18 protein-coding genes are annotated in these 23894 nt (G+C 42.0%); 5 read left to right on the top strand and 13 right to left on the bottom strand.

The window, feature by feature from the left end; translation table 11 throughout:
• Window positions 1-14: 14 nt before the first annotated feature.
• The 5 genes from H7844_09790 to H7844_09810 form a co-directional block, all read right to left on the bottom strand.
• Window positions 15-1121, bottom strand: a complete 1107-nt coding sequence (locus tag H7844_09790; protein ID MEO5357573.1) for a universal stress protein — start codon at window positions 1119-1121, stop codon at window positions 15-17.
• Between the two features lie 175 nt (window positions 1122-1296).
• A complete protein-coding gene (locus H7844_09795) occupies window positions 1297-3168 on the bottom strand; it encodes a phosphatidylserine/phosphatidylglycerophosphate/cardiolipin synthase family protein (protein MEO5357574.1) in 1872 nt (623 codons plus the stop codon).
• A gap of 43 nt (window positions 3169-3211) precedes the next feature.
• A complete protein-coding gene (locus tag H7844_09800; protein ID MEO5357575.1) occupies window positions 3212-4840 on the bottom strand; it encodes a Fic family protein in 1629 nt (542 codons plus the stop codon).
• A 70-nt stretch (window positions 4841-4910) separates the two neighbouring features.
• Window positions 4911-6419: an endonuclease/exonuclease/phosphatase family protein gene (locus H7844_09805; protein ID MEO5357576.1), complete on the bottom strand. Its 1509-nt coding sequence runs from the start codon at window positions 6417-6419 to the stop codon at window positions 4911-4913.
• Between the two features lie 245 nt (window positions 6420-6664).
• The gene (locus H7844_09810) at window positions 6665-7156 is read right to left on the bottom strand and encodes a Uma2 family endonuclease (GenBank protein MEO5357577.1); all 492 of its coding nucleotides are present in this window, start codon (window positions 7154-7156) and stop codon (window positions 6665-6667) included.
• A 250-nt stretch (window positions 7157-7406) separates the two neighbouring features.
• Here H7844_09810 and tig point away from each other — a divergent pair, with 250 nt between their 5' ends.
• The 4 genes from tig (at window position 7407) to H7844_09830 (ending at window position 12881) form a co-directional block, all read left to right on the top strand.
• Entirely contained in the window at window positions 7407-8654 is a 1248-nt protein-coding gene (tig, locus tag H7844_09815; protein ID MEO5357578.1) for a trigger factor, read from the top strand.
• Window positions 8655-9254 carry an ATP-dependent Clp endopeptidase proteolytic subunit ClpP gene (gene clpP, locus H7844_09820; protein MEO5357579.1) on the top strand — a complete coding sequence of 200 codons (600 nt, stop codon included), beginning with the start codon at window positions 8655-8657 and terminating at the stop codon, window positions 9252-9254.
• Window positions 9255-9302: 48 nt separating this feature from the next.
• The gene (gene clpX / locus H7844_09825; GenBank protein ID MEO5357580.1) at window positions 9303-10538 is read left to right on the top strand and encodes an ATP-dependent Clp protease ATP-binding subunit ClpX; all 1236 of its coding nucleotides are present in this window, start codon (window positions 9303-9305) and stop codon (window positions 10536-10538) included.
• Between the two features lie 135 nt (window positions 10539-10673).
• On the top strand, window positions 10674-12881 hold the full coding sequence (locus H7844_09830; protein ID MEO5357581.1) for a hypothetical protein: 2208 nt from the start codon (window positions 10674-10676) through the stop codon (window positions 12879-12881).
• A gap of 5 nt (window positions 12882-12886) precedes the next feature.
• Here H7844_09830 and H7844_09835 read toward each other — a convergent pair whose 3' ends face one another.
• The 8 genes from H7844_09835 to H7844_09870 form a co-directional block, all read right to left on the bottom strand.
• Window positions 12887-13582: a HAMP domain-containing histidine kinase gene (locus tag H7844_09835; protein ID MEO5357582.1), complete on the bottom strand. Its 696-nt coding sequence runs from the start codon at window positions 13580-13582 to the stop codon at window positions 12887-12889.
• Between the two features lie 6 nt (window positions 13583-13588).
• On the bottom strand, window positions 13589-15205 hold the full coding sequence (locus H7844_09840) for a response regulator (protein ID MEO5357583.1): 1617 nt from the start codon (window positions 15203-15205) through the stop codon (window positions 13589-13591).
• 254 nt (window positions 15206-15459) lie between these two features.
• On the bottom strand, window positions 15460-16038 hold the full coding sequence (locus H7844_09845; GenBank protein MEO5357584.1) for a tetratricopeptide repeat protein: 579 nt from the start codon (window positions 16036-16038) through the stop codon (window positions 15460-15462).
• The gene (locus H7844_09850) at window positions 16038-17588 is read right to left on the bottom strand and encodes a tetratricopeptide repeat protein (GenBank protein MEO5357585.1); all 1551 of its coding nucleotides are present in this window, start codon (window positions 17586-17588) and stop codon (window positions 16038-16040) included. Before H7844_09850 ends, H7844_09845 begins: the two co-directional genes overlap by 1 nt.
• Before the next feature lie 56 nt (window positions 17589-17644).
• A complete protein-coding gene (locus H7844_09855; protein ID MEO5357586.1) occupies window positions 17645-19264 on the bottom strand; it encodes a tetratricopeptide repeat protein in 1620 nt (539 codons plus the stop codon).
• Window positions 19265-19304: 40 nt separating this feature from the next.
• Complete coding sequence (locus H7844_09860) at window positions 19305-20054, bottom strand: glycosyltransferase family 2 protein (protein ID MEO5357587.1); 750 nt, start codon at window positions 20052-20054, stop codon at window positions 19305-19307.
• Between the two features lie 254 nt (window positions 20055-20308).
• Window positions 20309-21160 (bottom strand): class I SAM-dependent methyltransferase, encoded by an 852-nt coding sequence (locus H7844_09865; protein MEO5357588.1) that lies wholly within the window; start codon window positions 21158-21160, stop codon window positions 20309-20311.
• A gap of 136 nt (window positions 21161-21296) precedes the next feature.
• Complete coding sequence (locus H7844_09870; GenBank protein ID MEO5357589.1) at window positions 21297-21587, bottom strand: acylphosphatase; 291 nt, start codon at window positions 21585-21587, stop codon at window positions 21297-21299.
• Between the two features lie 135 nt (window positions 21588-21722).
• Between H7844_09870 and H7844_09875 the strand changes: the two genes are divergently transcribed.
• Window positions 21723-23873, top strand: a complete 2151-nt coding sequence (locus H7844_09875; protein ID MEO5357590.1) for a bifunctional (p)ppGpp synthetase/guanosine-3',5'-bis(diphosphate) 3'-pyrophosphohydrolase — start codon at window positions 21723-21725, stop codon at window positions 23871-23873.
• The last annotated feature ends 21 nt before the right edge of the window (window positions 23874-23894 follow it).

Raw genomic sequence — 23894 nt, forward strand, 5'->3', positions numbered from 1 at the left:
ATAGGGTTTATACTCTAAAGTTCCCAGCCTTTATAGTCCTCACTCTTTGTGACAACCACGTTACATGGGCTGTAACGCACCACATTTTCGCAAACCGAACCCAGGTCAATACCCTCAGCGTGGTGTCTTCCGGTACGTCCTGCAAAAATTAACGCCGCAGCGGTTTCAGCTGCATAATCGCATATCCTCTTATATATATGGCCGGAGAGCACTGTTTTCTTTAAACCGTTACCATTTTGGATGCCCTCTCCGACAAGACCAAACCCGTGCATTGCCACATGAAGATTTTCAGCATCAGCTGAACCACCGCTTTTACCAAACACTTCTTTTTCCGCCCTGTTAAGTATCATATGTCCAACTCGTGCCAATCCCTTGTCTATAAACTCATCATGAATCTTTTCCTGATCCTTTGTATTAAAATTAAATCCATTGTCGTTAATCAGAGTGTCTTTCAACCGTTTAAAGAGATCGTTATGAAGGGCTGAGTCAAAAACATAGAGCAAGTGGAGCTTTGCATTAAATCTCTCAGCCATGTATGCTGCAACCCTTAGCGAATAAATCGCCGATGAGCTGCCGTCAAGGCAAACAACAAAGTCAGCCCCCTGTAGTGACTTATTGTCTTTCACAATAAGGATATTTCTTCCGCTGCACTGCCGCAGTGTCCGCATACAGACGCTGCCCACAAAGCCGCTTTCACTATGGTTAAACCCTGAGTTTCCTATAACGACCAGGCTGTCTGAGTCCTCCTCGTGTATGAGTTCATTGAGGGCCCTGAAGTTTTTCCCTTCCCGTACTTTTGGGGTAAAGGGAATATCGGCATCTTTAAATATCGGCTCCAGAGGCTTAAGGTATGAAAGAGATATTTTCTCCATACCAACACGTATCAGGCTTGCATGAACCTCACGCTGTTTTTTAAGTATTTCCTCAGTCTGGTACTCAGTGGGGAGGGTCGGCTCCATAATTCTGAAGGCCCCCTCGTGCATCAGAGCGTTATAGCCGTGCAGGCCGACCACCGGAAGTTTAAGCCTCCGGGCTATATTTAATGCAACCCCGGAGGCCATATCAGAGATATCGCCATTGTCATGACACAGCAGCAACTTACTAATTTCTAAACTCTTCATCTGATAATCCGTAGTAGTTTATAGTAATATTCAAAAGTATGTTAATATGCCCATATAACGGGCTTCCAATCTGAACGTTATTTTGCATTTCATTATAATCATAATATTTACGAAACTATACCCTTCCGTCACAACTACCACTTTAATGGTTTTTGATGTTTTTAGTCAAGCAGCTCTACTCCCAATTCAGCCGGAATGATTCGCAAATCTTATTAGCCTCACAGATAAACTCCCATGCAACCCTGCTGTCACGAATGACGGAGAGCACCTCATCGGAATAAACACTGGCCGGATACCAGTTGAAAGACTCCGTAATTACCGTGTAGTCATCAAAGACGGCAAATTTATGGTGAAGCGGTGAGTATATACTCTCATGGTAATACACAAAAACACATTCCATCCAGTTATCTTTAAGATATTTAACAGGGTCCTTGAGGGGCCGCCATCTGCTTTTGTCCCATGAGGCCGGTAATGCCCCTGTGTGGACTATCATTCCGTTTAAAATTATCTTAACACGCACTCCCCTGTTTCTGGCGTGTATAAGGGCATGTACGACATCCTCCTCATGGTGCCCATGCGAGGTAACGCCTGTTATCCACCCAATGTCAAACATGGAGACGATTATTGAGTGGCGCGCATTATTGATTTCCGTAATAATTGCATCCTGTGCCCTGTAGTAATCCCTAAACGGGGTGTAGTAGCTTCCAAAGGTATAGTAGAGATTGTACCTGCCCTCAGGCACTACCCCTATCCGTTGAACTACACCGCCCCGCAGTGCATGATAGATGTTGGAATAAATAGTGGCGAAGTCATGGGAATAATAAACAAGGCCGTTTTCCCAGTTTCCGCCCCACAGGTGAAAGTGAAGATTATATGAACTTGAATGGACTATCTCTCCGTCAAAAATAATGAATTTCGTGTGCATACTTGCTATGCCGTGTCTGGAGTCACAGGGGGTGTTTCTCACTATGCCGTAAACCGGGATACCGGCCTTGCGCATTTTAGCTATATTCTGCACTGCATTCATTGTGCCGACTGTTGACCACTCGCCGAAACACTCAACATCCACCCCCTTGTTTTTGGCATGAATCAGGTGCTCCGACACATGGTAATTGTCAAAGTCAAAAATCGCCATCTGAATGTAATGTCTGCCGTCAGGGTCTTTTTCCTTTCTTTCAATAACCCAGTCAATGTGCCTGTGAATCTCGTGAATCGGATGTCCCGGGTCCCACGCATTGCCCCGAGTAAAAAACGGCCGTACCGGTAAATCATTATATTCCCTGTTTACCTTATCATAAGCTCTCTGCACATCCTCATAGCTTACCTCATATGTGCGGTAGGTGTTTTCCGTCTTATATGCATGCTCAAAATCATCAGGGCTCACACGTCCGTTATGGAAATCATCCAGATGGGCAAACTTGTAGTTGTACTGAGAACCAAGAGACCTCCCGTCTTTATGAATGATATAGGAAAATGTGATGTGTGTAATACGCCCGTGTAAGCTCTCATAGGGAAACAGAGGAAGTTGATGTACCTGCCATTTTTGCCAGTTATGCCCAAAATCACCGCAATGATACGCATTTACGATATAGTACTCCTTAACTCCATCCTCTCTGTGCAGTTTAAGAACTACCCGTAGAGCCTTGTTATCGGAGTAATTGTAAAAAGCAAACCCGATGCCTCCAGGAAAATTCGATATGTTCCAGTTTTGAACGTTTGTTACAAACCGCCTGTTACCTATCCACTTATACGATGGATGGCAGTACTGCTCAGCATACCTGTCCTCAACATTTTCAGCAGGATTTTCTTCTAACGTTCCGGCAGAGTACTCAGGCGTCTCGGCAGGGGGCACTGTTGTTTCAGCAGGTAAGTCAACAGGCTTTTCTTCTAATGTTTCCACGGTCTTTTCTTCCTCTATCTCAGAAGGGTGCACCGGTATATCAACGGATTTTGCTTTTATCGTCTCAACAGGCTTTCCCTTCACTTCAGCAGACTTTTCTTCAGTTTTAGCAGATTTCTCTTCCTTATCGCCAGTCTTTTTTTTCATATCATCAGGCTCCCCCGTTTTATCGTCGTACCTATCACTCATATCACCTCTGTATTTTGTACGTATAGTTTAACCCTTTGTTATTATAAATGAGGCCTGCCTCGGCAGATGAAACGGAGACGTTGAAGTATTTGTACTCATAGTGATGTTGGTGAAGCTCTATTGTAAAGTCAACGTCAAAAGTCCTTGTCCCCTTTATGTCCATTACTGTTTCTTTTATAAAGAAATTACCTTTTAATGTAAAGATCTTTTCCCACGGGTCTTTCTCCTTTTTAGTAAAACCGCAGTGTATGCTCATGTTACTAAGGGTAAGCTCATCCGGACACACCACACGGCACTGGTCCTGAAGCCTTGCAAAAAGTGGGTCGTCAGCATTAACCACAAAGGCCAGGAAATGAACCTCCAGTTTCTGTACTTTATCATCTATCTGCCTGAAGTAAAAACCCGAGTCAAAAGCCACGTTGTAAATTTGCTTGGTTATATTGCCAAGGTGCTCTATCTTCCACCTTTCATAATAATATGCCTCAATAGCTGCCAGTATTCTCCTTTTTATATAATGGTAAATGTCCTCCATCGAACCCCCATAACGCGGAAGGCACAGCACCTCTTCCTCCTCGTCAAAACTAATCGGGGGTACCCCTTTTTTAAGCAGCATGTGGTTAATAAAACACTTTCCGACTCTGCCGTTGGAGTCCCAAAAAGGGTGAATTCCAATGAGCATGTAGTATGAACGTGAAAGGTCATAAATGAAAGAGTCGAGATTGTGGAAATTCTGTGATGTCTCCCACAGGACATGTGCGAGGTTTTTTATTTCTTTATCAAAATTTTCACAGTCAAAGGTAACTCCGTTTTTATCGGGAAAATCAAAGGCACGGAACTCACCGGCATTTGGCACAAGGCCTTTAGATATGGTGAGATGGATTTTTTTCAGAAAATCTATGCCCAGTTCCGTAAAATTATGGAGGTTTGAAAAAGTCTCAGCGTACATCTCTCTGAAATTTTTGTTGGCTATTACCTTTAATTCCGCTGCGCTTAGCTGGTCCTTGTGCCCGACAGTGCCCTTCATTATAGTCATTGAGGATGTACCAAGGTGGAGAAACAATTTTTGAAATATTGCGGTGTTTACATTCCAGGGAGTTTCCTCGCCCATTATTTTAAAATAATCCGACAGTTCCAGATGTATATGATGCACAGCCGTGGGAAGGTTTTCCAAAGTGCTCCAGTTAAGATGCCTACAGATTTTATCTATCACATATCCGGAGTCCATCTCCTCCATTTGCTTATCCTCCAGCTCTATGATTGACCTAAGCAGAGGGACAAGTTTTTTGAACCGTTCAGTTAAAAGCCACGCAAGGTGCCCGGCATAGTCTTTCTTTAATGCGCCAAGGGCATTGAGTAAATCAATATTAACCCCATATCCTCTGTAGCCAAGGGAGTTTATAACAAAGAGCCTTTTTTCTATCTCAAATATCGTGTGATTATATAAATCCTTGTTATAATGCCATTTCTTATAATAATAGAGCATTTCCGTCAGGTTATCAGGGCTGTCATGTTCAAGCTCGCCGAGTTCTTTGAGGATGTGGTTAATCCTTCCCATAAGGGAATCATATAATTTCTTGCAGTGGTGGTCCCACTGATAGGCTAAAACAAAGTATCCAGCTCTGTGAGGCATAATGTATCTCCTCTGTCTTTCGAAAAAAATTGTGAAACTTATAAGTTCATCTTTTTAATGTCTGAACCGCCTATTCGATAACCGCATAAACACCTATATGGTCACTGAGCTTAGGGTCATTTAAAATTAACTCGGCTGAGTGAATTTTTACCTTTCCTTTGACCATGATATAGTCAATTCTGGTAAAGGGGTTTGTCGAGTTAAAAGTGTTTCCTCCACTACGGTGACAGTGTCTGTAAGCGTCTTTATATCCCACATCTTTCATGTATTCAATGGTGATGGAGTCCTCGGTATCATTAAAATCACCTGCGATTATTGAGGCGTAGTAATCGGTGCCGTAGGTTGACTCCAGTACTTTAACAAGTTTTTCCACCTGTGCGTATCGAATCCGGGGGTTTTCTCCATGGTCAAGATGAATCGATGCAAATATCACCTTGTGTCCGAATATTTCAAATTGTGCGGCGGTGGCATATCTGTCCATTAAAGGATGGAGTTCCTCAACCAGATTTTTATTTAAATCAATTACCTGGGGGTTAATTAAGTTATATTTCCCCGAAATCGCTATACCCTCAGGGTATTTATTCATATACATGTGGCAGTAACCGTAGAGGGTTCTGTAGTACATACCGGTGACATCTGACATCATTTTAGCTATCTGAAGTGATGTTTCCTCTATGCCGGCACCCTTTATCACCTCCTGATAAGCGCAAAGCTCGGGGTCATAAACGCAAAGCTCGTTAGCTATGCGTTTTAACCGTGTCGGGTCCTCATCGTGAACCCCATGGAGGTTAAATGAGCATACCTTTATGTATGGAGGATAGAGCTTACGGTATTTTATAAAATCGTTTTCATCCATAATTGCCACGGCGCCGTTTGCAGCAAATCTGTTGTTTAGTCTGTATATATACTCTTTAACTGCGTTATATTCTTTTGAAATGGTTTCAACCGGTGTACCTGATCTGAGCAGACGAATCATCTCAAGGCGCCGGAGTACAGGGTCTTCTTTGTTTAATTTATCAAGCCAGTGTAAAATGTTTGAGCCCGAGAGGATTCCATAAACCCCGTTTAGTGAAAAAGCCGAATGTACTCTGTAGAGATAATTCAAATCGGTGTTAAAACGGGCGGCTACGGCCTCAGGGGACATTCCGGTCCTTAAAAGTCTTACCATTTCAAGCCGCTTGAGAACGTCATCATTACGATTTAAAACGTCTATCCACATGGCGGCACCGAGAGAACCGCTTAAGTCAACTCCCACTCCCTGAGAGGACATCTCAAGCCAGAGCTCTTTTAGGCTCTCACCAACAGCAGGCTCTGTTTCTACAAATTTTTTTATCTGATACCTGAAAGCCGTAAGTGCATCCTCATCAGCGGCTGCTTCCAACAAATCGTTTAACGCCTCTTTAAAGGAAACACGTGTCTTTGCAGCGTTTTTTAGTTTATCCCATATTTTCTTTGCCCATTTAAATGCCTGCACATCAAGGGCGCTATCCGCATCATCTTCCTTTTTCAAAGATACCAATCTGGGTAAGTGCGGTAAAAGAAAACTTGTTATTCCGTAAAGCAGAGCTTTGATTTCCATATCATATGCCTCTTAATTTGTGTTTTTCCAGTTGCCTGCAGATTGCACATTATAACCTTATTTTTATTTAAAAGGCAAGCATTTTGTTGTGACACCGGCAATTCTCATTGAACGAGTAAATTCCGAAAAATATATCAGAGAAAGGAAATGTATCAGATTATAATGAAAGACAAAATAACGTTCCGATTGGAATCCCGTTACATGAGCCTCGCATATTCAAGGTCACGCACATTCCCATGCGGGATTTACTCAAATATATCGTTAACATTAACTACAAGCCCTTCTATGGCTTTAGAAGTAACAGTACCCTCAAATGCCGCAACTGAGTGTAATTTATACTTATCACCTTCAAGGGTTAATATCTCAATAGTTTGTGGTTCCGGCATAACTATCCAATACTCAGGTACCCTGTATTTCTCATATATCGCCTTCTTAACTGCTGTATCCATCTCATAACTGCCTGGTGATATTATCTCACAAACCATATCCGGTACGCCTCTTATCCAGTCCTTGGCAATACTCAGGTTTTCTTTTCTGATAAACAATATGTCCGGCTGCAGCCTGTTTACACCCTCATCAAAAATTACATCAAGCGGAGATATATGTACCTCTCCCAGGTTATTTATTTTAACGTATAGACCTATAGTAAGATGTAATTTACCTACAATTCTTTGGTGTTTAAAAAATGGACTAGGTCCCATGACTTCCTCTCCGTTGATGATTTCCGTTAAATCCAAATCTCTTTCAATAGCCCCCGTAATCATGCTGTACTATAGTACCAAACCAGCGTTTTTGTCAATAATGAGGAAGACGTGCAATCATAATGTATCATACTCCCGAAGCTGCCCGACTTGCCATATGCCATGAATAATGGTTATCGCTTTCTTATACCATTCATTTTTTAAAAACGACCTGTGTTGACAAAACTTGCTCAATATTTTACAGTAAATGTGTGCATTCAGTCATAAGTGATTTCAGGAGGTTGTAATGAACAGTGTGGTGGAGGATGTTTCAATCACAAAAAAAAGGTTAACCATAGAGGCGGCAGCCTCTGAGGTCGAGCAGGAAGTGCAGAAGTCATTAAACGATGTCAGGATGAAATCAAGACTTCCAGGCTTCAGGCCCGGCAAGGCACCTATGTCATTGATAGAAAAAAAGTATAGAAAAGATGTGGAAACAGATGTTGTGGAAAGACTTGTAACGGAATACTATAACGATGCAATGAAAAGCTCAAACCTGCGAGCTCTGACGCAGCCTGTGGTTGAGAGCCGCGATTATGTAAGCAAGGGTGGGATTAAACTTGTCATAAGCTTTGAGGTTCGCCCGCCCATTGAGGGGCTTACCTACGATGGGCTTCCCATAAAGGCTGTTAAGGAGACTGTTACCGATGAGGAGTTGGAGGCACAGATAAAACGCATCTCGGTAAGTAAATCAACCTACACTCCGGTAGAGCGGCCGGTTGAACTCGATGACCTTATCGTGGCCGATTATGTTGTCATTGATGATAACAAAGAGCATGTTGACCAGTTTATAAAGATGGGGGCAGGTGTGTTTCCTGATAATTTCTATAAAGCATTAACCGGTAAAAACAAGGGAGAGACAACAGAGGTTAAAGTCGCCTTTCCGGAGTCCTACCCTAATCAGGACTTAAAGGGCAGAGAGGTTGACCTTAAAGTCACCATTAAGGAAATCAAAGCTCTTTCCACTCCTGAGCTGGATGATGACTTTGCTAAGGACCTGGGATTTGACGACCTGCAATCCCTTAGAAAGGCCGTTACCGAAAACATGCTTGCCATGAAAACAGACAGAGCGCAAAAGGAAGGTAAAGCCGAACTTATTAAGACTCTGGTTGAAAAATACGATTTTGAAATTCCTGAGACCCTCCTAAAGCATGAAATAGACGCTATCGTAAAGCAGGCAAGGACTGTTGAAGCGTACAAGGACCTCACAGATGAACAACTGAAAGAGAGATTTAATGCTGATGCGATAAAAAATGTAAAGACTATGGTGCTGATGGACGCTATCGGCGAGAGTGAAAACATAAGCGTTACAACTGATGAGCTCAAACAACGAGTATTTGAACTTGCCGAGGCATCCTCAATGACCCCTGAGGCACTGGTACAATATTTCAATTATAGGGATGGTTCCCTTGACGGCATACGATACACCATATTCAGGGAAAAAGTAGTGGATGTCGTCTATAATAAGGCTAAAGTCACAGAGGAGGAGAGTTAGATGCCCTTTATTCCTATGGTAATTGAGCAAACAGGCCGTGGTGAAAGAGCTTATGACATATATTCAAGACTCCTTAAGGACAGAATAATTTTTCTGGGTACTGCCGTTGATGATAACGTGGCAAACAGTATAATAGCCCAGATGCTGTTTCTACAGACGGAGGACCCTGAAAAGGACATTCACCTGTATATAAACTCCCCCGGCGGGGTAGTGACCTCAGGACTTGCCATCTATGACACTATGCAGTACGTAAGGCCGGACATTGCCACTTACTGCACCGGACAGGCGGCCAGCATGGGGGCACTTTTGCTTGCAGCAGGAGCAAAGGGGAAGCGTTTTGCCCTTCCCAACTCCAGAATCCTTATACATCAGCCAATGGGCGGTTTTAGCGGACAGGCTACAGACATTGAGATTCATGCAAAGGAAATCCTGAAAATAAGGGAAAGCCTTAACCATATACTTGTTAACCACACAGGCCAGCCTCTTGAGAAAATCAGTAATGATACGGAAAGAGACTATTTTATGTCCTCTACGGAGGCTAAGGCATACGGCCTGGTGGATGAGGTAATTGTATCTATAAAATCTACGGAAAAAGGTTAGTCTGTTTCAAAAAGGAAGGGACTATTTCTGATAAACAGAGAGGATAAAATGGGAAAGAAGAAAGAGGACCAGTTGCGCTGCACCTTTTGCGGTAAACTTCAGAGCGAGGTTAAGAAACTGATAGCAGGCCCGTCGGTCTATATATGTGATGAGTGTGTTGACTTATGTAACGATATTATAGCCGAGGATTTAAAAGTGCATCTTTCCCATAAAGTGCAGTCAGGTGTTCCGGCTCCTAAAAAGATAAACACATTTCTAAACGATTACGTTATAGGGCAGGAAAGAGCAAAGAAAATAATATCTGTGGCGGTCCACAACCACTACAAGCGGATTTACAGACAATCCGAGTCTGATGTGGAACTCCAAAAAAGTAACATAATACTAATTGGCCCAACCGGTACGGGTAAAACGCTGCTTGCCCAGACCCTTGCCAGGTACCTGGACGTTCCATTTACCATAGCCGATGCCACCACTTTGACAGAGGCAGGGTATGTGGGCGAGGATGTGGAAAACATAATACTAAAGTTGCTGCAAGCAGCCAATGGGGATATTGACAGAGCGCAGAAGGGAATTATTTATATTGATGAGATAGATAAAATCAGCAAGAAGTCCGACAATCCGTCAATCACGCGGGACGTCTCAGGGGAGGGTGTGCAACAGGCACTGCTTAAGATAATAGAGGGAACGATAGCAAACGTGCCGCCTCAGGGTGGACGAAAGCATCCTCATCAGGACTACCTACAGGTGGATACAACCAATATACTGTTTATTTGCGGAGGCGCTTTTAACGGCCTTGAGGACGTGATAGAACACAGAACCGGAAAGAGCACCGTAGGTTTTGGTGTAGAGCTTTATACAAAAAAGAAAAGGGAAAATATAATATCGCAGGTAGCTACCGAGGATTTGACAAAGTACGGACTCATCCCTGAACTTGTTGGACGTCTGCCTGTTATAGCCACACTTGATGCCCTAAGTGAGGACGCTCTGGTGCAGATTCTTGTAGAACCTAAAAATGCCCTGGTCAAACAGTATGAAAAGCTGCTGTCTTTTGAAAACGTGAGGCTAAAGTTTACTGACGGAGCACTCAGGGCTATTGCCAAGAAGGCGATAGTTCGCAAGTCCGGTGCACGAGGACTAAGGGCTATTTTAGAGGAAGTTATGCTGGATGTGATGTATGAAATCCCCTCACAAAGTGGAATAAAGGAGTGCATAATCAACGAGGAAACTATAACTAATAATGTCAGGCCGCACCTTATTTACGAAACTCAAATTGAACTGGCATAATTCCAATTCTAATTCAAAAGTAAACGCAGGCGGCAAGGAACTGGGCGACGTCTCCCCTCACAGGGGATTCCCCTTTTAGAGGAGACGCCCAGGAGCTTGTGACGAAGCCGACAAAACCAGACAAACCATAACAGAATGATTAACGAGCCCGACATATCCGGTAAACATACAAAGCCTGCCATTGAGGGAAATGACCTCACCGATCAAAAAACTCTTAAAACAACTCTGTTTATAATTGTCTCTGTTGTACTTTTTTTTTGTTATTATTCTATAAACAGGTCATACCCGTTTTATTTTATATGGGATATGGACCATCAGGTGGCCCTTGACCTTTTACAAATCAACAGCAACATGCTTCCCAGCAATCTCACCCATCCAGGCTTTGGCATCAAGTTATTACTGTACTTTACACAAAAAGCAGCCTTTTTTCTAAGCTACATTTCCACCTCCGGCTATGATGAGCTATACAAATCGGTAAGCCCGCTTACAGGGGTTGCCGAAATTACCGATTTTTACCGCAGACACTCCCCCTTCCTTGCCGCCCTTACGGTTTTACTCTTATGGGCTTCAGTTAATATTATTTTTAAGCCAAAGTGGTGGATTAGTCTCTTTATTGCCGCTTTCATTGGATTTGAGGAATCCCTCATCTACCACAGCAGCCTGATACGCTCAGAGTTGTATTGTGTTTTCTACTGGAGCGCCGCCATATTTTTTGCTTCTTATGCAGCAAAATCACAGAGGTGGTCACTAAAACTCGCAGCCCTGGTACTTTGCGGAATCTCTACAGGGCTTTCTTTACTTACAAAGGTTCAGGCTGTTATTTATATAATGTTTATAGTGCCGTATATGGTGCTTATCATGGATTACTACTCTGAGTCAAAAACCAAGGAGATGAAAATATCCGCTCGTCCCAATTTTTACTTTTGTATTATTAACACCGCTGTTTTTTTTATTTTTCTCTTTCAGGCTTTTATGCTAAAAATGCCGGATTCTGTAGAAACTCTTAATCAGTATTCATACGGCTTTACAAAAGTGTCGGTTGCTTTTACCATGATATGGGCAACCTATTTGCTTTACAATTTACTTGCTTTTTATATGCCCAAAATTAATACCACTTTGGGAAAAACCTTGCTTTTAACTAATTTTATTGTGTCAGGGTTTATATTGTCCTTTCTCCTTCATCTTTTGATTTACCCAGACTCAGGTCTGTCCTATCTGTATATGTTAAGTGATATTAAGGCCTTATTTTTTAATCCTCAGCATATAGGGGGCAATTCAGCAGGATACAATCTCAAAAAACTTTCAGAACAAATAATGTACAATCCATTTCTTTTTGCGGTAAATATTGCTCTTACATCTTTGCTGTTTTTGGGTTATTTATTTAAATTTGTAGAAATACAAAAACGCCGGATGGTGGTACTTGCTTTGCTCTCAACGCTTACGTATATCAACACTTTTTGGGCAACGCGTTTTATCTTGCGGGATTACCTGTGGGTGGAGATAATGGTTAATTTTGTAAGCATCTGCTTTGCCCTTGTAATCATTTCTAATATCAGGAAGTATATAAAACCGGTTTTATTTTTTATCGGTGTTTTATTTTTAATTCTCTTTACAAAAAATATCCTGCAATGTATGAAAGTCCCCGTAAGAATTAACGCCAATTACGGAGCATACGGCTGGAAGGTCATGCTCACTAAGGTATATAATCGGCAGGGTGAGCTTTACTATACGAAAATTATGAATTTCCATTACCTGCAGCGGATTAAAAGCGGTTTGATAACATCTGATATAGAAAATGCCCTGAATTATGAACAAAACAAAAACATAGTCTCTTTCATTTTACCATGCACAACCGTAAACACAAGATTTATGGGTTTTGTAGGTGACGGGACGCCTGTGTGGGTGGATAGCTTTGAATATAAGATTATGGAATTCCCCACATGGTTAAAAGATGCAATAACGATAGACCCTGTTTATCTCTCAACACAAACATCCTGCCGGTTTAAACCTGAGATTGTTTTGACAAATGAATTTGGAGGGGAATTCGCTGAATATCAGGATAAAATTAATAGTACTCCAAAGACCGGGATTTTACCGGTTTACACAAGGCAGGATTTAGATGTGCTCCTGTTTGTTCACAAGGAGGATGAGGACGCAGTGACAGGAAAATATGTTGTGCCCACTGAAAATATAATAACTCTGACAAACGGCGGTAACCAACTGAGGCTCAGGGGATACAGAGTAGAAAAATATTCCGAGCTGGACACGGGCAAAATAAAATACAAATATTTTATTGTTGCTAAAACCATGCACCGTTACAACTTTTCACTTCCGAGACGTTAAACTCTTTAAGGAAGGTACAAACTAAAGCATCCTCCGCCCAAAGTACACCCGTTAGCCAGAGTTATATATCCTTTTTTATTTTTGTTCGTGTGGAAGTCGGCAACAATTTCAGCAAAGAAAAGGCCTAAACCTGTGCTACCTGAGTTAAAGTTTATAGATTTACCGCTATGGTTGCTTGTTGTTTCCATGAGAGACTTTGGATAACCGCAGCCGTCGTCTTCTACGGTAATTTTCAGATACCCCTCTTCAACAATTGCTGCAAGCCTGAGCTTTGATTTTGTGTATCTGAAGGAATTGTTTATAGTGCTGTTTAGCACACCGGCGACCATATCCTGGTCATAAAACCAATAAAGATCGTCTTCACACTCTGTCTCAAAGGATATGTTCTTATGCTCAAGCATTGTCATGTTTTGTACAACCAGTTCGTTGAAAAGTTCGCTTACGGAATTGTATGTTATATTGAGGGAATACATGGACTTGTCCAGTCTGTAGAGGGACAGAAGCTGTATAAGATTATTGTTTACACGTTTTGCTTCGTAATGAAGGTGTGTCAGTTGTACGGCTTCAGGAACCTCAATTTCCTTAAAATAGTCCACCACCTCATCAAGATAATTTAGAAGCATACTAAGAGAGTTCTTCATATCATGCACTGCTGAGGCAAGGATTGTTGCAAAGTCTATACTTCTTTCTTCTGTTTTCATAATCACCTACACTTCCACAAGTTTTCTGTACACGGCAACAAGTTCCTGATACTTTTTATAAGAGGGATCAACTTTTCTTATCTGGTCGAGATACCGCTGTACCTGGTTTATATGTTTATCTGTCTTTCCAAACTTCTGCATATACATCAATATGGCTTGAGCGGCATTAGCATTGATGATTTTATTCTCAGGGAGACCGGTGGCTGCCTTTTCAAAAAAGTCTATCGCCTCGTTCAACTTTCCTGATTTAACCAGCATAACCCCGTCATTATTTACCTTAATAATTTCCCGCTTCGTAGCGGCAATCATTTTTTCACCCTCTGTCTGCATATCCGCATTAGTGTATATTTCCTGAGCTTTCTTTAGAATTTTTTCGTTATCATGGTTATTTCTTACAACTTCCTGCATCACCTGATTAGCCTTGTCGGTTTCGCCCAGTTTAAAGAAAGAACCTGCTATATCAAGGGACGCTTCCGATGTTATTGAACCCTTCATACCGTTATAGAGAGAAGTAGCCTCATCTATGGCAGCCTTTACTTCAGCTTCATTACCGAGATCTTTATGCGCAATCCCCAGCATTAAACTTGCCTGAAGACTCGATTCACGGTCTGCCGTAAACATTGTTTTTGTCTCCTGAAGAACCTTAAGTGCCTTTTCAGGAGTCTTCTTATCTATCATTACCTGTGCCAAACCGGTGTAATCCTTAGCACTTTTAAAACATGAATTTTTACCAAGATCTACGGCTTGCTTAAATGAATTCTCGGCAGTGTTGAGGTCTTTGTTCTTATACGCTATATCGGCAAGTGCCTTCTGTCTAAGGATTGCCTTTGGAGACAACTCAAGTGCAAGCATCAACATGCGTTGCGCCTCTTTCAAATCACCAAGCTCCTCCAGAACTTTTGCCAGCCAGTCGTAGGCCTCCACAAAGGATCTGTTGTCGTCTATGATTTCAAGAAATGTTTCCTTAGCTTCCATATATTTAGAGTTGTAGTATAAGGCTTTGCCCAGCCCCAGCAGCGCCCACGGCAGCCTTCTTATGTTTACTATCTGACTATATATTGATTCAGCCTCTGAATACTGTCCTACGGTTATAGAGAGTTCGGCTTTTAATTTTAGTAATTCATACATGTTTTTGGGCTTGGACTGAATTTTTTCATTGCAAAGTCTGAGCGCTGAGTGGTAGTCCTTACGGGCAAGAGCTTTATCTATGGTTTCAAAGTCCTTTTTCTTTTCCATGATTTTCTCAAGCCGCCCCAACAGGCCTTCTTTTGTAAAAGGCTTTGTAAGATAATCATCCGGCTTGTACTCCATAGCGCCCATAACCATCCTCATTGTATTCTCTGCTGTAATCATGATGAATATGGCGGAGTATTTAAGGATTTCCTTGTGCTTTGCTTCCTCAAGGATTTGCTGCCCGTCTCGTTTATTCTCACCTAAGTTATAATCGCAAAGGATTAAATCATATCCTTTCAACGCTATTTTATCTATAGCCTCATCACCGTCACCGGTATCATCCACATCTGTTGCCCCAAGAGATTGCAGCATCTTCTTAACTGAATACCTGAACTCTGAGAAATCATCTACCAACAAACATTTCTTATTGGCCAAAATTAACTTTATCATCTATCTTTTAAATAACTCCGTCGGGACTTTGCAGCCTGAAAAAACAGACATTCTATCTTCTTTCAGGCACACATCTTTTTATCTTTGGTTCCTGCAATACTACCCCTTTCACTGTGTAATTATACAAATAATAATTATTTATGTCAATATGATTTAATTTTAAAAGTTTTAGCTAAAAAAATGTCTTAATACCAAGTTGCAGTTAGAAGTCTAACTTCGTTGGCTTTGTCAAAAGCTCCTGGGCGTACGCTCCCCTAAAGAGGCGGCGGCGCTTTCTCCCAGCCGCCTGTGTTTACTTCTGACTGCGAATTGGTATCGGTAGTTTGATTCTTTAACTTTTCCAGAGCCTGTGTTAAATGCTCCTCCGTTGTCTTTGTAGATGGATGAGCGATGCCTAATGTATTTTTGAAAATATCCAGTGATTGTTTAAACAATATGGCAGCTTTATCAAACTGCTCTGTGGTGCAATATACAGCACCCAGATTATATAGTCTTATCGCTACCTTAGGGTGATTATTACGGTAAACCGACTTATCAATGCTTAAGGCCTGGTTATAAAACTCGATAGCTTTGCTGAACTGCCCGCAATGTTTCCACGCAGCGCCCAAATTGTTTAGTCTTATGGCCACTGTCGGGTGCTTATCACCATAAGCGGCTTTATCTATGCTTAAAGCCTGTTCATAACATTCTATTGCTTTTTTGTAATTTGCACATTTCATATAAATTAATCCGGCTTCATTCCAGCACTGGGAGTTCCGAGGGGCTGCTTCTATAGCTTTTTCACAAAGTTTGAGGGCATCTCTTAACACAGTCTCGTTGTCAGGGCAAACCATTATTGTATCTCCTGCATTTTTTCTTTCAGCAGATATGCACTTATCAGATTTTTTCGTGCCATCTCCATATCGGGGGCAATTCTTACAGCTTTTTCTAAAAACTCAATTGCCTGCTCAGGCCGCCCTGAGTAAGCATATGCAACACCAAGGCCGCTTAAGGCATCAGCACTTAAAGGATTAATTTCCAGTGCTTTTACAAATGCCTCTTTAGCACCGTTTATATCTTTCAACTGAAACAACAGAATTGTTCCAAGGTTTATATGAGCCTGTAAAATGCGTGGATTTATAGCAATGGCTCTCTTAATATACTCAATCCCTGCCTCCGCCCTGCCGGTCTCCGCCAGGTACAGGCCCAAGTTTACATTCATAACCTGGTTGTTTTCAGTCACCTCAATAGCATGGACAAACAGCGTCTCACTGTTTTGCCAATATCTTATCTGCTTTACTGTGACAAAACTTAAAGACAATAACACTAATGCCGCCAAAACTGGATAAAATACCGTCAAATACTTCCGATACTCATCCTTGTACGGAAGCACCATTGCAGCAATCAAAAAAAGGCCGGTATATGGCATATAAACATATCTGTCCGCCATAGCCTGCACACCTACCTGCACTATTCCTATTGCCGGCACCAGCATTCCGATGTACCAAAACCATCCGGTAAAAATGTACGGATTTGTTTTTATCAGTAAAACGGAAACGACGGAGATGACAATTAACACCAACAGGGCGGCAGTGAAAGTTGAGGGCTCTGTGGTCTCAGGAAGCGGGTAGAGAACACAGAGGTTCAGAGGAATAAACATTTTGTAGATATATTTAACATATGAAACGACTGCATTCATAGAGGCTGCTGAAAGAGAAATAGAACTAATGGAGCCGCCCTCTTTCTGGACATGCAGAGTGATTACGCTTGAGATGACGGAGAGCATCATAAACGGTAATTTTTCGATAGCCAGGTTAATTATAGATTTAGCGCCTGCAAGTCTTTTTAACGGCCAAAAATCCAAAAGCAACGCCAAAAAAGGTAAGGTTACTCCCATAGGTTTACATGCAAGGGAAAGGGCAAAGGCAAGAAAGGCAAGCAGATAGTATAAAGCTCTCTTTCCACCGGCATAGAGGCTATATGCCGACAGAGATAATAAAAAGAAAAATGCACTAAGGACGTCCTTTCTTTCAGAAATCCACGCAACAGATTCCACCTTAAGTGGATGCACTGAAAAGAGAGCGGCAATAAGAAAAGCCCGTGTTGTGGACTTTAAAAGGAAAGAAAACAGCAGAAATACTAAGAGAGTGTTTGCACAGTGGAAAAAAAGGTTTGTAGCGTGATGGCCGCGGGGGTTAAGTCCAAAAATGGATACGTCTGTCATATGTGATATTAAAGTCAATGGAAACCAATTGGAATCAACATGTGCGGTAAGTGCCCATTTTATATTTTCCACTGTTACACCCTTAAGGACATGAGGATTGCCTGTTACGTATTTAGGGTCGTCGTAATGAACAAAAGCATTATTCAGAGATGGATAAAATACAGTTATGCACAGCAGCACAAGGCTTACTGCCAAGGCAATATTAAAGTAGTATTGAGGAGGTGTTGTAGAGGATATCATCTTTGGCGGGATTGTGTTTTTGTTATAGATTTAAGGGCAATCTGTTTATTTCTTTCAGCATCCATGTGTTGTGGGTTTAAAGCCAGGGCTTTATCAAAATAGGCAATTGCCTCCCGCCCTCGGTTACTAAGGGCCAGTGCTACGCCAAGCCCGTTATAATCATCCGCATTGTTAGGGCTTAGGCTGATTGATTTATTAAAACATTCAGCCGCTTTTTTAATCTCCTTTAATTGAAACAAATATATGGTGCCAAGGTTTGTGTAAGCATCTGAAAAGTTAGGATTAATCTCTATAGCTTTCTTTAGTGACTCAGCACCCTCCACAGGTTTTCCCTCCAGAGCCTGGGCTACCCCAAGGTTGGAGTACATCACATAGTTATTTTTAGTAACCATCACAGCATGTTTAAAGAGTGTTATGCTGTCAGTCCAGTGTTTTTGCTGGTTTAGGGTCAGTGATAATAAAAAAACAATAAACGCTGCCGTTACGGTGTAAAATGCCGGTTTGAGACGTTCATATTTATTATATAAAGAGCTAAACAAATTAGCTATAATCAAAAATAAACCGGTATATGGCACATAGGTGTATCTGTCAGCCATTGATTGAAGCCCAACCTGGACTATTCCGATTGTGGGCACAAGCATACCCAAAAACCAAAACCATCCGGTAAAAATATATGGTTTGCTTTTGATTTTCCATAAAGACAACACCGTGGCAGAAATAACGAAAACCAGTGAAACAAAAAAAGCGGTTTTTGAAATTTTCAGTGGTAGTGGATATAAGACGCTCAGGTTTATAGGAATAAACAATTTCCAGACATAGGCGGCGTAGGAAATGACGGCATTTTCTATTCTGTAGTCCAATGTAAGGGGGGTAAGAGCACCGCTTACTTTTTGTACATTAAACGTTATAACACCGGATATTACTATTAGTAAAATAAGAGGGGTTTTTTCAAAAAAGGCTCTGAAGAAGTCCGTGGGCGATTTAATTCTGTTAAGCGGCCAAAAATCAAACAATAACAATACAAATGGCAGGGTTACAGCCATAGGCTTTGACATAAGCGCCAAAGAAAGTGAAGCAATTACGGTAAGGTATCTTAAAAAAAAAGGTTTATTTATATATTTGACGTATAAATAAATCGTTAAAAAACAAAAAAAGGCACACAGGACGTCTTTTCTTTCAGCCACCCACGCAACGGATTCAACGTGAGCAGGATGTATGGCAAAAAGCAGTGAGATAAACGCACCTTGCCGTAATGTTTGCCTTAAGGCAATTAGTGCAAAAAAGAGCATTACCGAGTTTAGGGCGTGAATCAGAACGTTTGTCATATGGTGGCCTTTGGGGTTTAACCCGTAAAGGGAAATATCCGCCATGTGTGATATAACAGTAAGAGGAAACCAGTTGCCATCGACAATTCCGGTTGCCGCCCATTTAATGTTTAAGGTGGTAAGTCCCTGCTGTATTTGCCGGTTTGCCGTTATATAATGCTGGTCGTCATATTTGACAAAACCGTTTTGACGCACCGGCAAATATACCAAAACACTGACAACAAAGAGAATAAGCGCCGCTGCCGTATTTGCGTGCTTAAGTCCGGTTTTTCCAAATGAGACGGATTGCATGAATAAATTTTAAATATGCCTATATAAAATACTTAATATATCAAGGTTTATTACTTTCAAATATTTTATAATTCGCAATTTTTTTCTTTTGAAGAAAATACTGTACAGATGCGCCCATAACACCAAGGCCGTATGTGACGCTACGGGAGAAATTTATAGAGGAGGCCTCTTCAAAATACTTGGTAGGGCAGCTAATCTCGCCGATTTTAAAGCCGAAGTGCAGAGCCTGGACAATCATCTGGTTATCAAAAATAAAATCATCCGAGTTATTTTCAAAAGGAATGGTCTCAAGGACTTTCCTGCTGAAAGCTCTGAAACCTGTGTGGTACTCCGAGAGTTTAATGCCCAGCAGGATATTTTCAAAAAATGTTAAAAACCTGTTGGATATGTATTTATATGTGGGCATACCACCCTTGAGGGCGTCCCCACCCAGGATTCTTGAGCCAAGGGCGACGTCGTAATGGCCGGAGATAACCATAGCGGCAAGTGCTGTTACAAGTTTAGGCGAGTACTGGTAGTCGGGGTGCAGCATAACGATAACATCCGCCCCTCCTATAAGGGCGTTTTTGTAACAGGTCTTTTGATTGCCGCCGTAACCGCGGTTTTTTTCGTGTACAATTACCTTAAGGCCAAGGCTTTTGGCTACCTCAGGGGTACTGTCCCGCGAGGCGTCATCCACAACGATGATTTCATCCACATAATCGTGGGGGATTTCATCATAAGTCTGCTGAAGTGTCTTCTCAGCATTATAGGCCGGCATCACCACCGCTACTTTCTTCCCTAAAATCATAAGATTACTCTTTTATAACATAAGAACATATACATTTACAAGGCCGGCTGTTTCGCTGAGAAAATATGAAAGTTGCCAATATCTTTTTTGATATACCTCAAGCATCTGTAACGCAACGCTTCAACTAAACAAATCATCTGTATATCCTGTTAAAGTCTGATATATAAATTTTTTTCTCATTTTTGACGAGTACCTGAAAATATGTTAGCAAATAATCAAAAGTACGTCAAATGGCTGGGATAGCTCTGCCCTTTTTACGTCTTTTTTACAGCAAAAAATTCCACGACACCGCCTTTTTTTATCACATATGATTCGTAAAGTGAGAGGAACAGGGATAAGGGTGCAAAAAACATCAATAAAAAAACTATTATAAATATGTATAATCTTGAAACATTCCTAAGGCGCTTTTTTGCCCATTCCATATCAAGGATATATGAGTACAGGAGGTTTTTCCTTATTCCAGAGGAGTTTAAAAGACTTTGCAGCCAGCCAAACGGTGAGTACTCAAGGTCAAAACGCCGTATTTTTATAATTTTGAAACCATGCTGCTCCAAAACACTTTTCAGGCCGTTTTCGGTAAAGTGTGTAAGGTGGTAAGGAACATCAAGGTGAAACCAGTTCTCTTTACCATATGATGCCTGAACGCTTGAAAAATCAGGTACGGAAACGACAATAAGGCCGCCGGGTTTTAACAGGCTGTTGCACTTATTAAGCATTTCAAGGGGCCATGGCACATGCTCAAGTACGTGGTTTAATGTTATAACATCAAAAGAGGCGGGTTTGAAATTCCATGTGTCCGGATGTCCGGATATGCAGTTAATCCTGAAAGTCTCCGACACATTTGCAGCAGTTATTTCATCAAACTCCACGGCGGAGACGTCCCAGCCCTTTTGTTTCATGATGTAAAGAAACAGGCCGCGTCCGCAGCCTATATCGAGAATCGCTCCGTTTTTAACAAATCGCTCTATACGCCGCCTGCGCAAAACCCTGAATATATATATAAAATCCTCGACAAACGGAACGAACCTCCTGCCTTTTTTTTCACGGTACTTGCCGACCTCATAAAGTTTTGCCAGCTCTGAGGAATCGGGTTGGGGGTAGGTCATACCGGTGTTGCAATTACTGCAGAAAAATACACTGTAGTGTTTATCATTATGTGTAATTTGTGGCAGGCAAGGCTTTGGTATTTGACAGCCGCAAAAGTCACAGTTAACGGCAGCCATCTATTGCTTAAACACTATACTAGTGCCTGATTGTGAAAGTTTCAAACTCCCCCGCATACTCTTGCCACGTTAACTTTACATTAGTAACAAGACTTCCCGGGGGCCCCTTATAACAGGCTGCCACCACTGCCGCCACCGAGCTTTCAGGCCCCTCAAATACAGCCTCAACGTCGCCGTCATTGAGGTTTTTAACCCATCCCCGCACATTTTCCCTCCGTGCGGTTTCCATCGTAAATGACCTGAAACACACACCCTGAACCCTGCCCTCAATTATCAGGTGCGCACGCTTATGTTTTGGTCTCTCCGCCATATAAAGATTATAGCAAAAAGTAAAAAAAAAATCCTCTGTTTGATTGCTACTTGGTATTTAACGATTGACTGCAACTTGGTATTTAACTACTGTAATAAAATCAAAAAATCATTGTATAATATAATTACTGGTGTTATGAAAGATGAGATAATAAAATTAGACCGGTTACTCAAGAAGATAGTAGCGTATTCACCGGATGCCAATATCTCGCTGATAAGCAAAGCATATCATTTCACTGAGGAGGCGCACTGTCAACAGTTACGCAAAGAGGGCAAACCATACTTTGACCATCCTTTTTCTGTGGCATCAATTTTGGCGGATATGCACATGGACTGTAAGACGATTGTGGCTGGTTTTTTACACGACACAGTTGAGGACACTGATACCACTGTAGCCGACATAGAAGACATTTTCGGCTCCGACGTTGCCTTTATGGTTACATCTCTGACAAAACTGAAACGTATGGAGTTTAAAACACGTGAAGAGGCACAGGCGGAGAACTTCCGGCGTATGTTTATAGCAATGGCGGAGGACGTAAGGGTAGTGCTCATTAAGTTTGCAGACAGACTCCACAACATGAGGACACTTGCGTTTATGCCTGCAGCAAAGCAAAAGACAATAGCCGCCGAGACCCTTGATATCTATGCTCCCTTAGCGAACCGTCTCGGTATGGGATGGCTTAAATCAGAGTTTGAAGACCTTGGGTTTAAGTACCTGTACCAGGAGCTTTATGATGAGTTATATAAAAAGGTGGAAGCCAAAAAGGAGCTGCGCGAGGCTTTTATAAGAAAACTTGCCGCCACAATAGAGGAGACGGCAGGCCAGCACACGATACCTGCAAGGGTAAGCGGACGCGTTAAAAACCTCTACGGGATATTTCAGAAAATGCAAAGCCAGAGGATATCCTTTGAAGAGGTAAACGATGTTTTAGGTTTAAGAATCGTAACGCATACCAAAGCACAGTGCTATATGATTTTAGGTCTTATCCATTCGTTGTGGGTACCGGTGCCCGGGCGGTTTAAAGACTACGTGGCGATGCCTAAGTCAAACATGTACCAATCTCTTCACACCACTGTGCTTGGGCCCAACGGGGAGCGGGTGGAGTTTCAGATCAGAACAGAGGAAATGCACCTTGTTGCAGAAAAGGGCATAGCGGCTCACTGGCTATATAAGGAAAAGGAAAAAGAACGTGATAGGAAAACAGATGAGTTGGACTCCACCTATATGGACTGGCTGAAAAACATGGTTGTCCTGCAACGCGACTCTAACGACGCCCGCGAATTTCTGGAGATGTTCAAAGGCGAGGTGCTCTCAGACGTGGTGTTTGCCTTCACACCGGCAGGGCATATTAAAGAGCTGCAGGTTGGCTCAACCCCTGTGGATTTTGCCTATGCTGTGCACACTCAGGTTGGTAACAAATGTGCAGGGGCACGTGTAAACGGAAGAATTGTTGCACTTAAGTACCAATTGCAAAACGGCGATACAGTTGAAATCCTTACATCTCCCTCACACACTCCCAGCAGAGACTGGCTTAACTTTGTCGTTACTCATAAGGCCAAAAACAGGATACGGCACTGGATTAGAACCGAACAAATGAAGCAAGGTGTTCACCTTGGCTCAAATCTGCTTGAGACTGCCTTTACAAAAAACAACATAAAGGTCCCTATACTAAAATCTAAAAAGATGCAGGAAGTGGCTGAATCCTTCAACCTCAAAAACGTTGATGAATTACTGTATTCCGTGGGATTTGGGAAAATTACCCCAAAACAGATAATAAACCGCATTAACCCTGAGGTTAAAGATGAAACTCCATTTGTTCCCAAAACACACAAGCCAACCGGCAGGCTCAGTGGAGGAATTCATATAACCGGCATAGACAACTTGCTTTACACAACAGCAAAGTGCTGCTATCCTGTTCCCGGAGATAAGATAGTCGGCTTTATCACAAAGGGCAAAGGCGTAACGATTCACAGGGAGGAGTGTAATAATTCACAAAAGCTCTCTTTGGATGAGGCAAGGTTTGTCACTCTGACATGGAACACTGAGACCACATCAACAACCACGGCAAGGGTTTATGTTGAAACTATTGACAAACCCGGAATCCTTGCAAGCCTCAGCAATGTAATCTCCACTTTTAATATAAATCTGTCCCATCTTGAGGCAAGGACGGCTCAGGACAAACATGCCCATTTTGTTTTTACACTTGAGGTTAGCAATAAGACACAACTTGCTAATCTTATCAACAAACTTCTGTCCACAGATGGGGTAATAAGGGTGTCACGGTAGGCTGCCCATGTAAAATAAATA

The sequence above is a fragment of the Nitrospirae bacterium YQR-1 genome (assembly GCA_039908095.1).
In the GTDB taxonomy this organism is placed as follows: domain Bacteria; phylum Nitrospirota; class Thermodesulfovibrionia; order Thermodesulfovibrionales; family Magnetobacteriaceae; genus Magnetomonas.

Bases quoted from the DNA above. Each gene is read 5' to 3' on its own strand.
- H7844_09790 (MEO5357573.1), bottom strand. From the start codon at position 1,121: ATGAAGAGTTTAGAAATTAGTAAGTTGCTGCTGTGTCATGACAATGGC.
- H7844_09795 (MEO5357574.1), bottom strand. From the start codon at position 3,168: ATGAAAAAAAAGACTGGCGATAAGGAAGAGAAATCTGCTAAAACTGAA.
- H7844_09800 (MEO5357575.1), bottom strand. From the start codon at position 4,840: ATGCCTCACAGAGCTGGATACTTTGTTTTAGCCTATCAGTGGGACCAC.
- H7844_09805 (MEO5357576.1), bottom strand. From the start codon at position 6,419: ATGGAAATCAAAGCTCTGCTTTACGGAATAACAAGTTTTCTTTTACCG.
- tig (MEO5357578.1), top strand. From the start codon at position 7,407: ATGAACAGTGTGGTGGAGGATGTTTCAATCACAAAAAAAAGGTTAACC.
- clpP (MEO5357579.1), top strand. From the start codon at position 8,655: ATGCCCTTTATTCCTATGGTAATTGAGCAAACAGGCCGTGGTGAAAGA.
- clpX (MEO5357580.1), top strand. From the start codon at position 9,303: ATGGGAAAGAAGAAAGAGGACCAGTTGCGCTGCACCTTTTGCGGTAAA.
- H7844_09830 (MEO5357581.1), top strand. From the start codon at position 10,674: ATGATTAACGAGCCCGACATATCCGGTAAACATACAAAGCCTGCCATT.
- H7844_09835 (MEO5357582.1), bottom strand. From the start codon at position 13,582: ATGAAAACAGAAGAAAGAAGTATAGACTTTGCAACAATCCTTGCCTCA.
- H7844_09840 (MEO5357583.1), bottom strand. From the start codon at position 15,205: ATGATAAAGTTAATTTTGGCCAATAAGAAATGTTTGTTGGTAGATGAT.
- H7844_09845 (MEO5357584.1), bottom strand. From the start codon at position 16,038: ATGGTTTGCCCTGACAACGAGACTGTGTTAAGAGATGCCCTCAAACTT.
- H7844_09855 (MEO5357586.1), bottom strand. From the start codon at position 19,264: ATGCAATCCGTCTCATTTGGAAAAACCGGACTTAAGCACGCAAATACG.
- H7844_09860 (MEO5357587.1), bottom strand. From the start codon at position 20,054: ATGATTTTAGGGAAGAAAGTAGCGGTGGTGATGCCGGCCTATAATGCT.
- H7844_09865 (MEO5357588.1), bottom strand. From the start codon at position 21,160: ATGACCTACCCCCAACCCGATTCCTCAGAGCTGGCAAAACTTTATGAG.
- H7844_09870 (MEO5357589.1), bottom strand. From the start codon at position 21,587: ATGGCGGAGAGACCAAAACATAAGCGTGCGCACCTGATAATTGAGGGC.
- H7844_09875 (MEO5357590.1), top strand. From the start codon at position 21,723: ATGAAAGATGAGATAATAAAATTAGACCGGTTACTCAAGAAGATAGTA.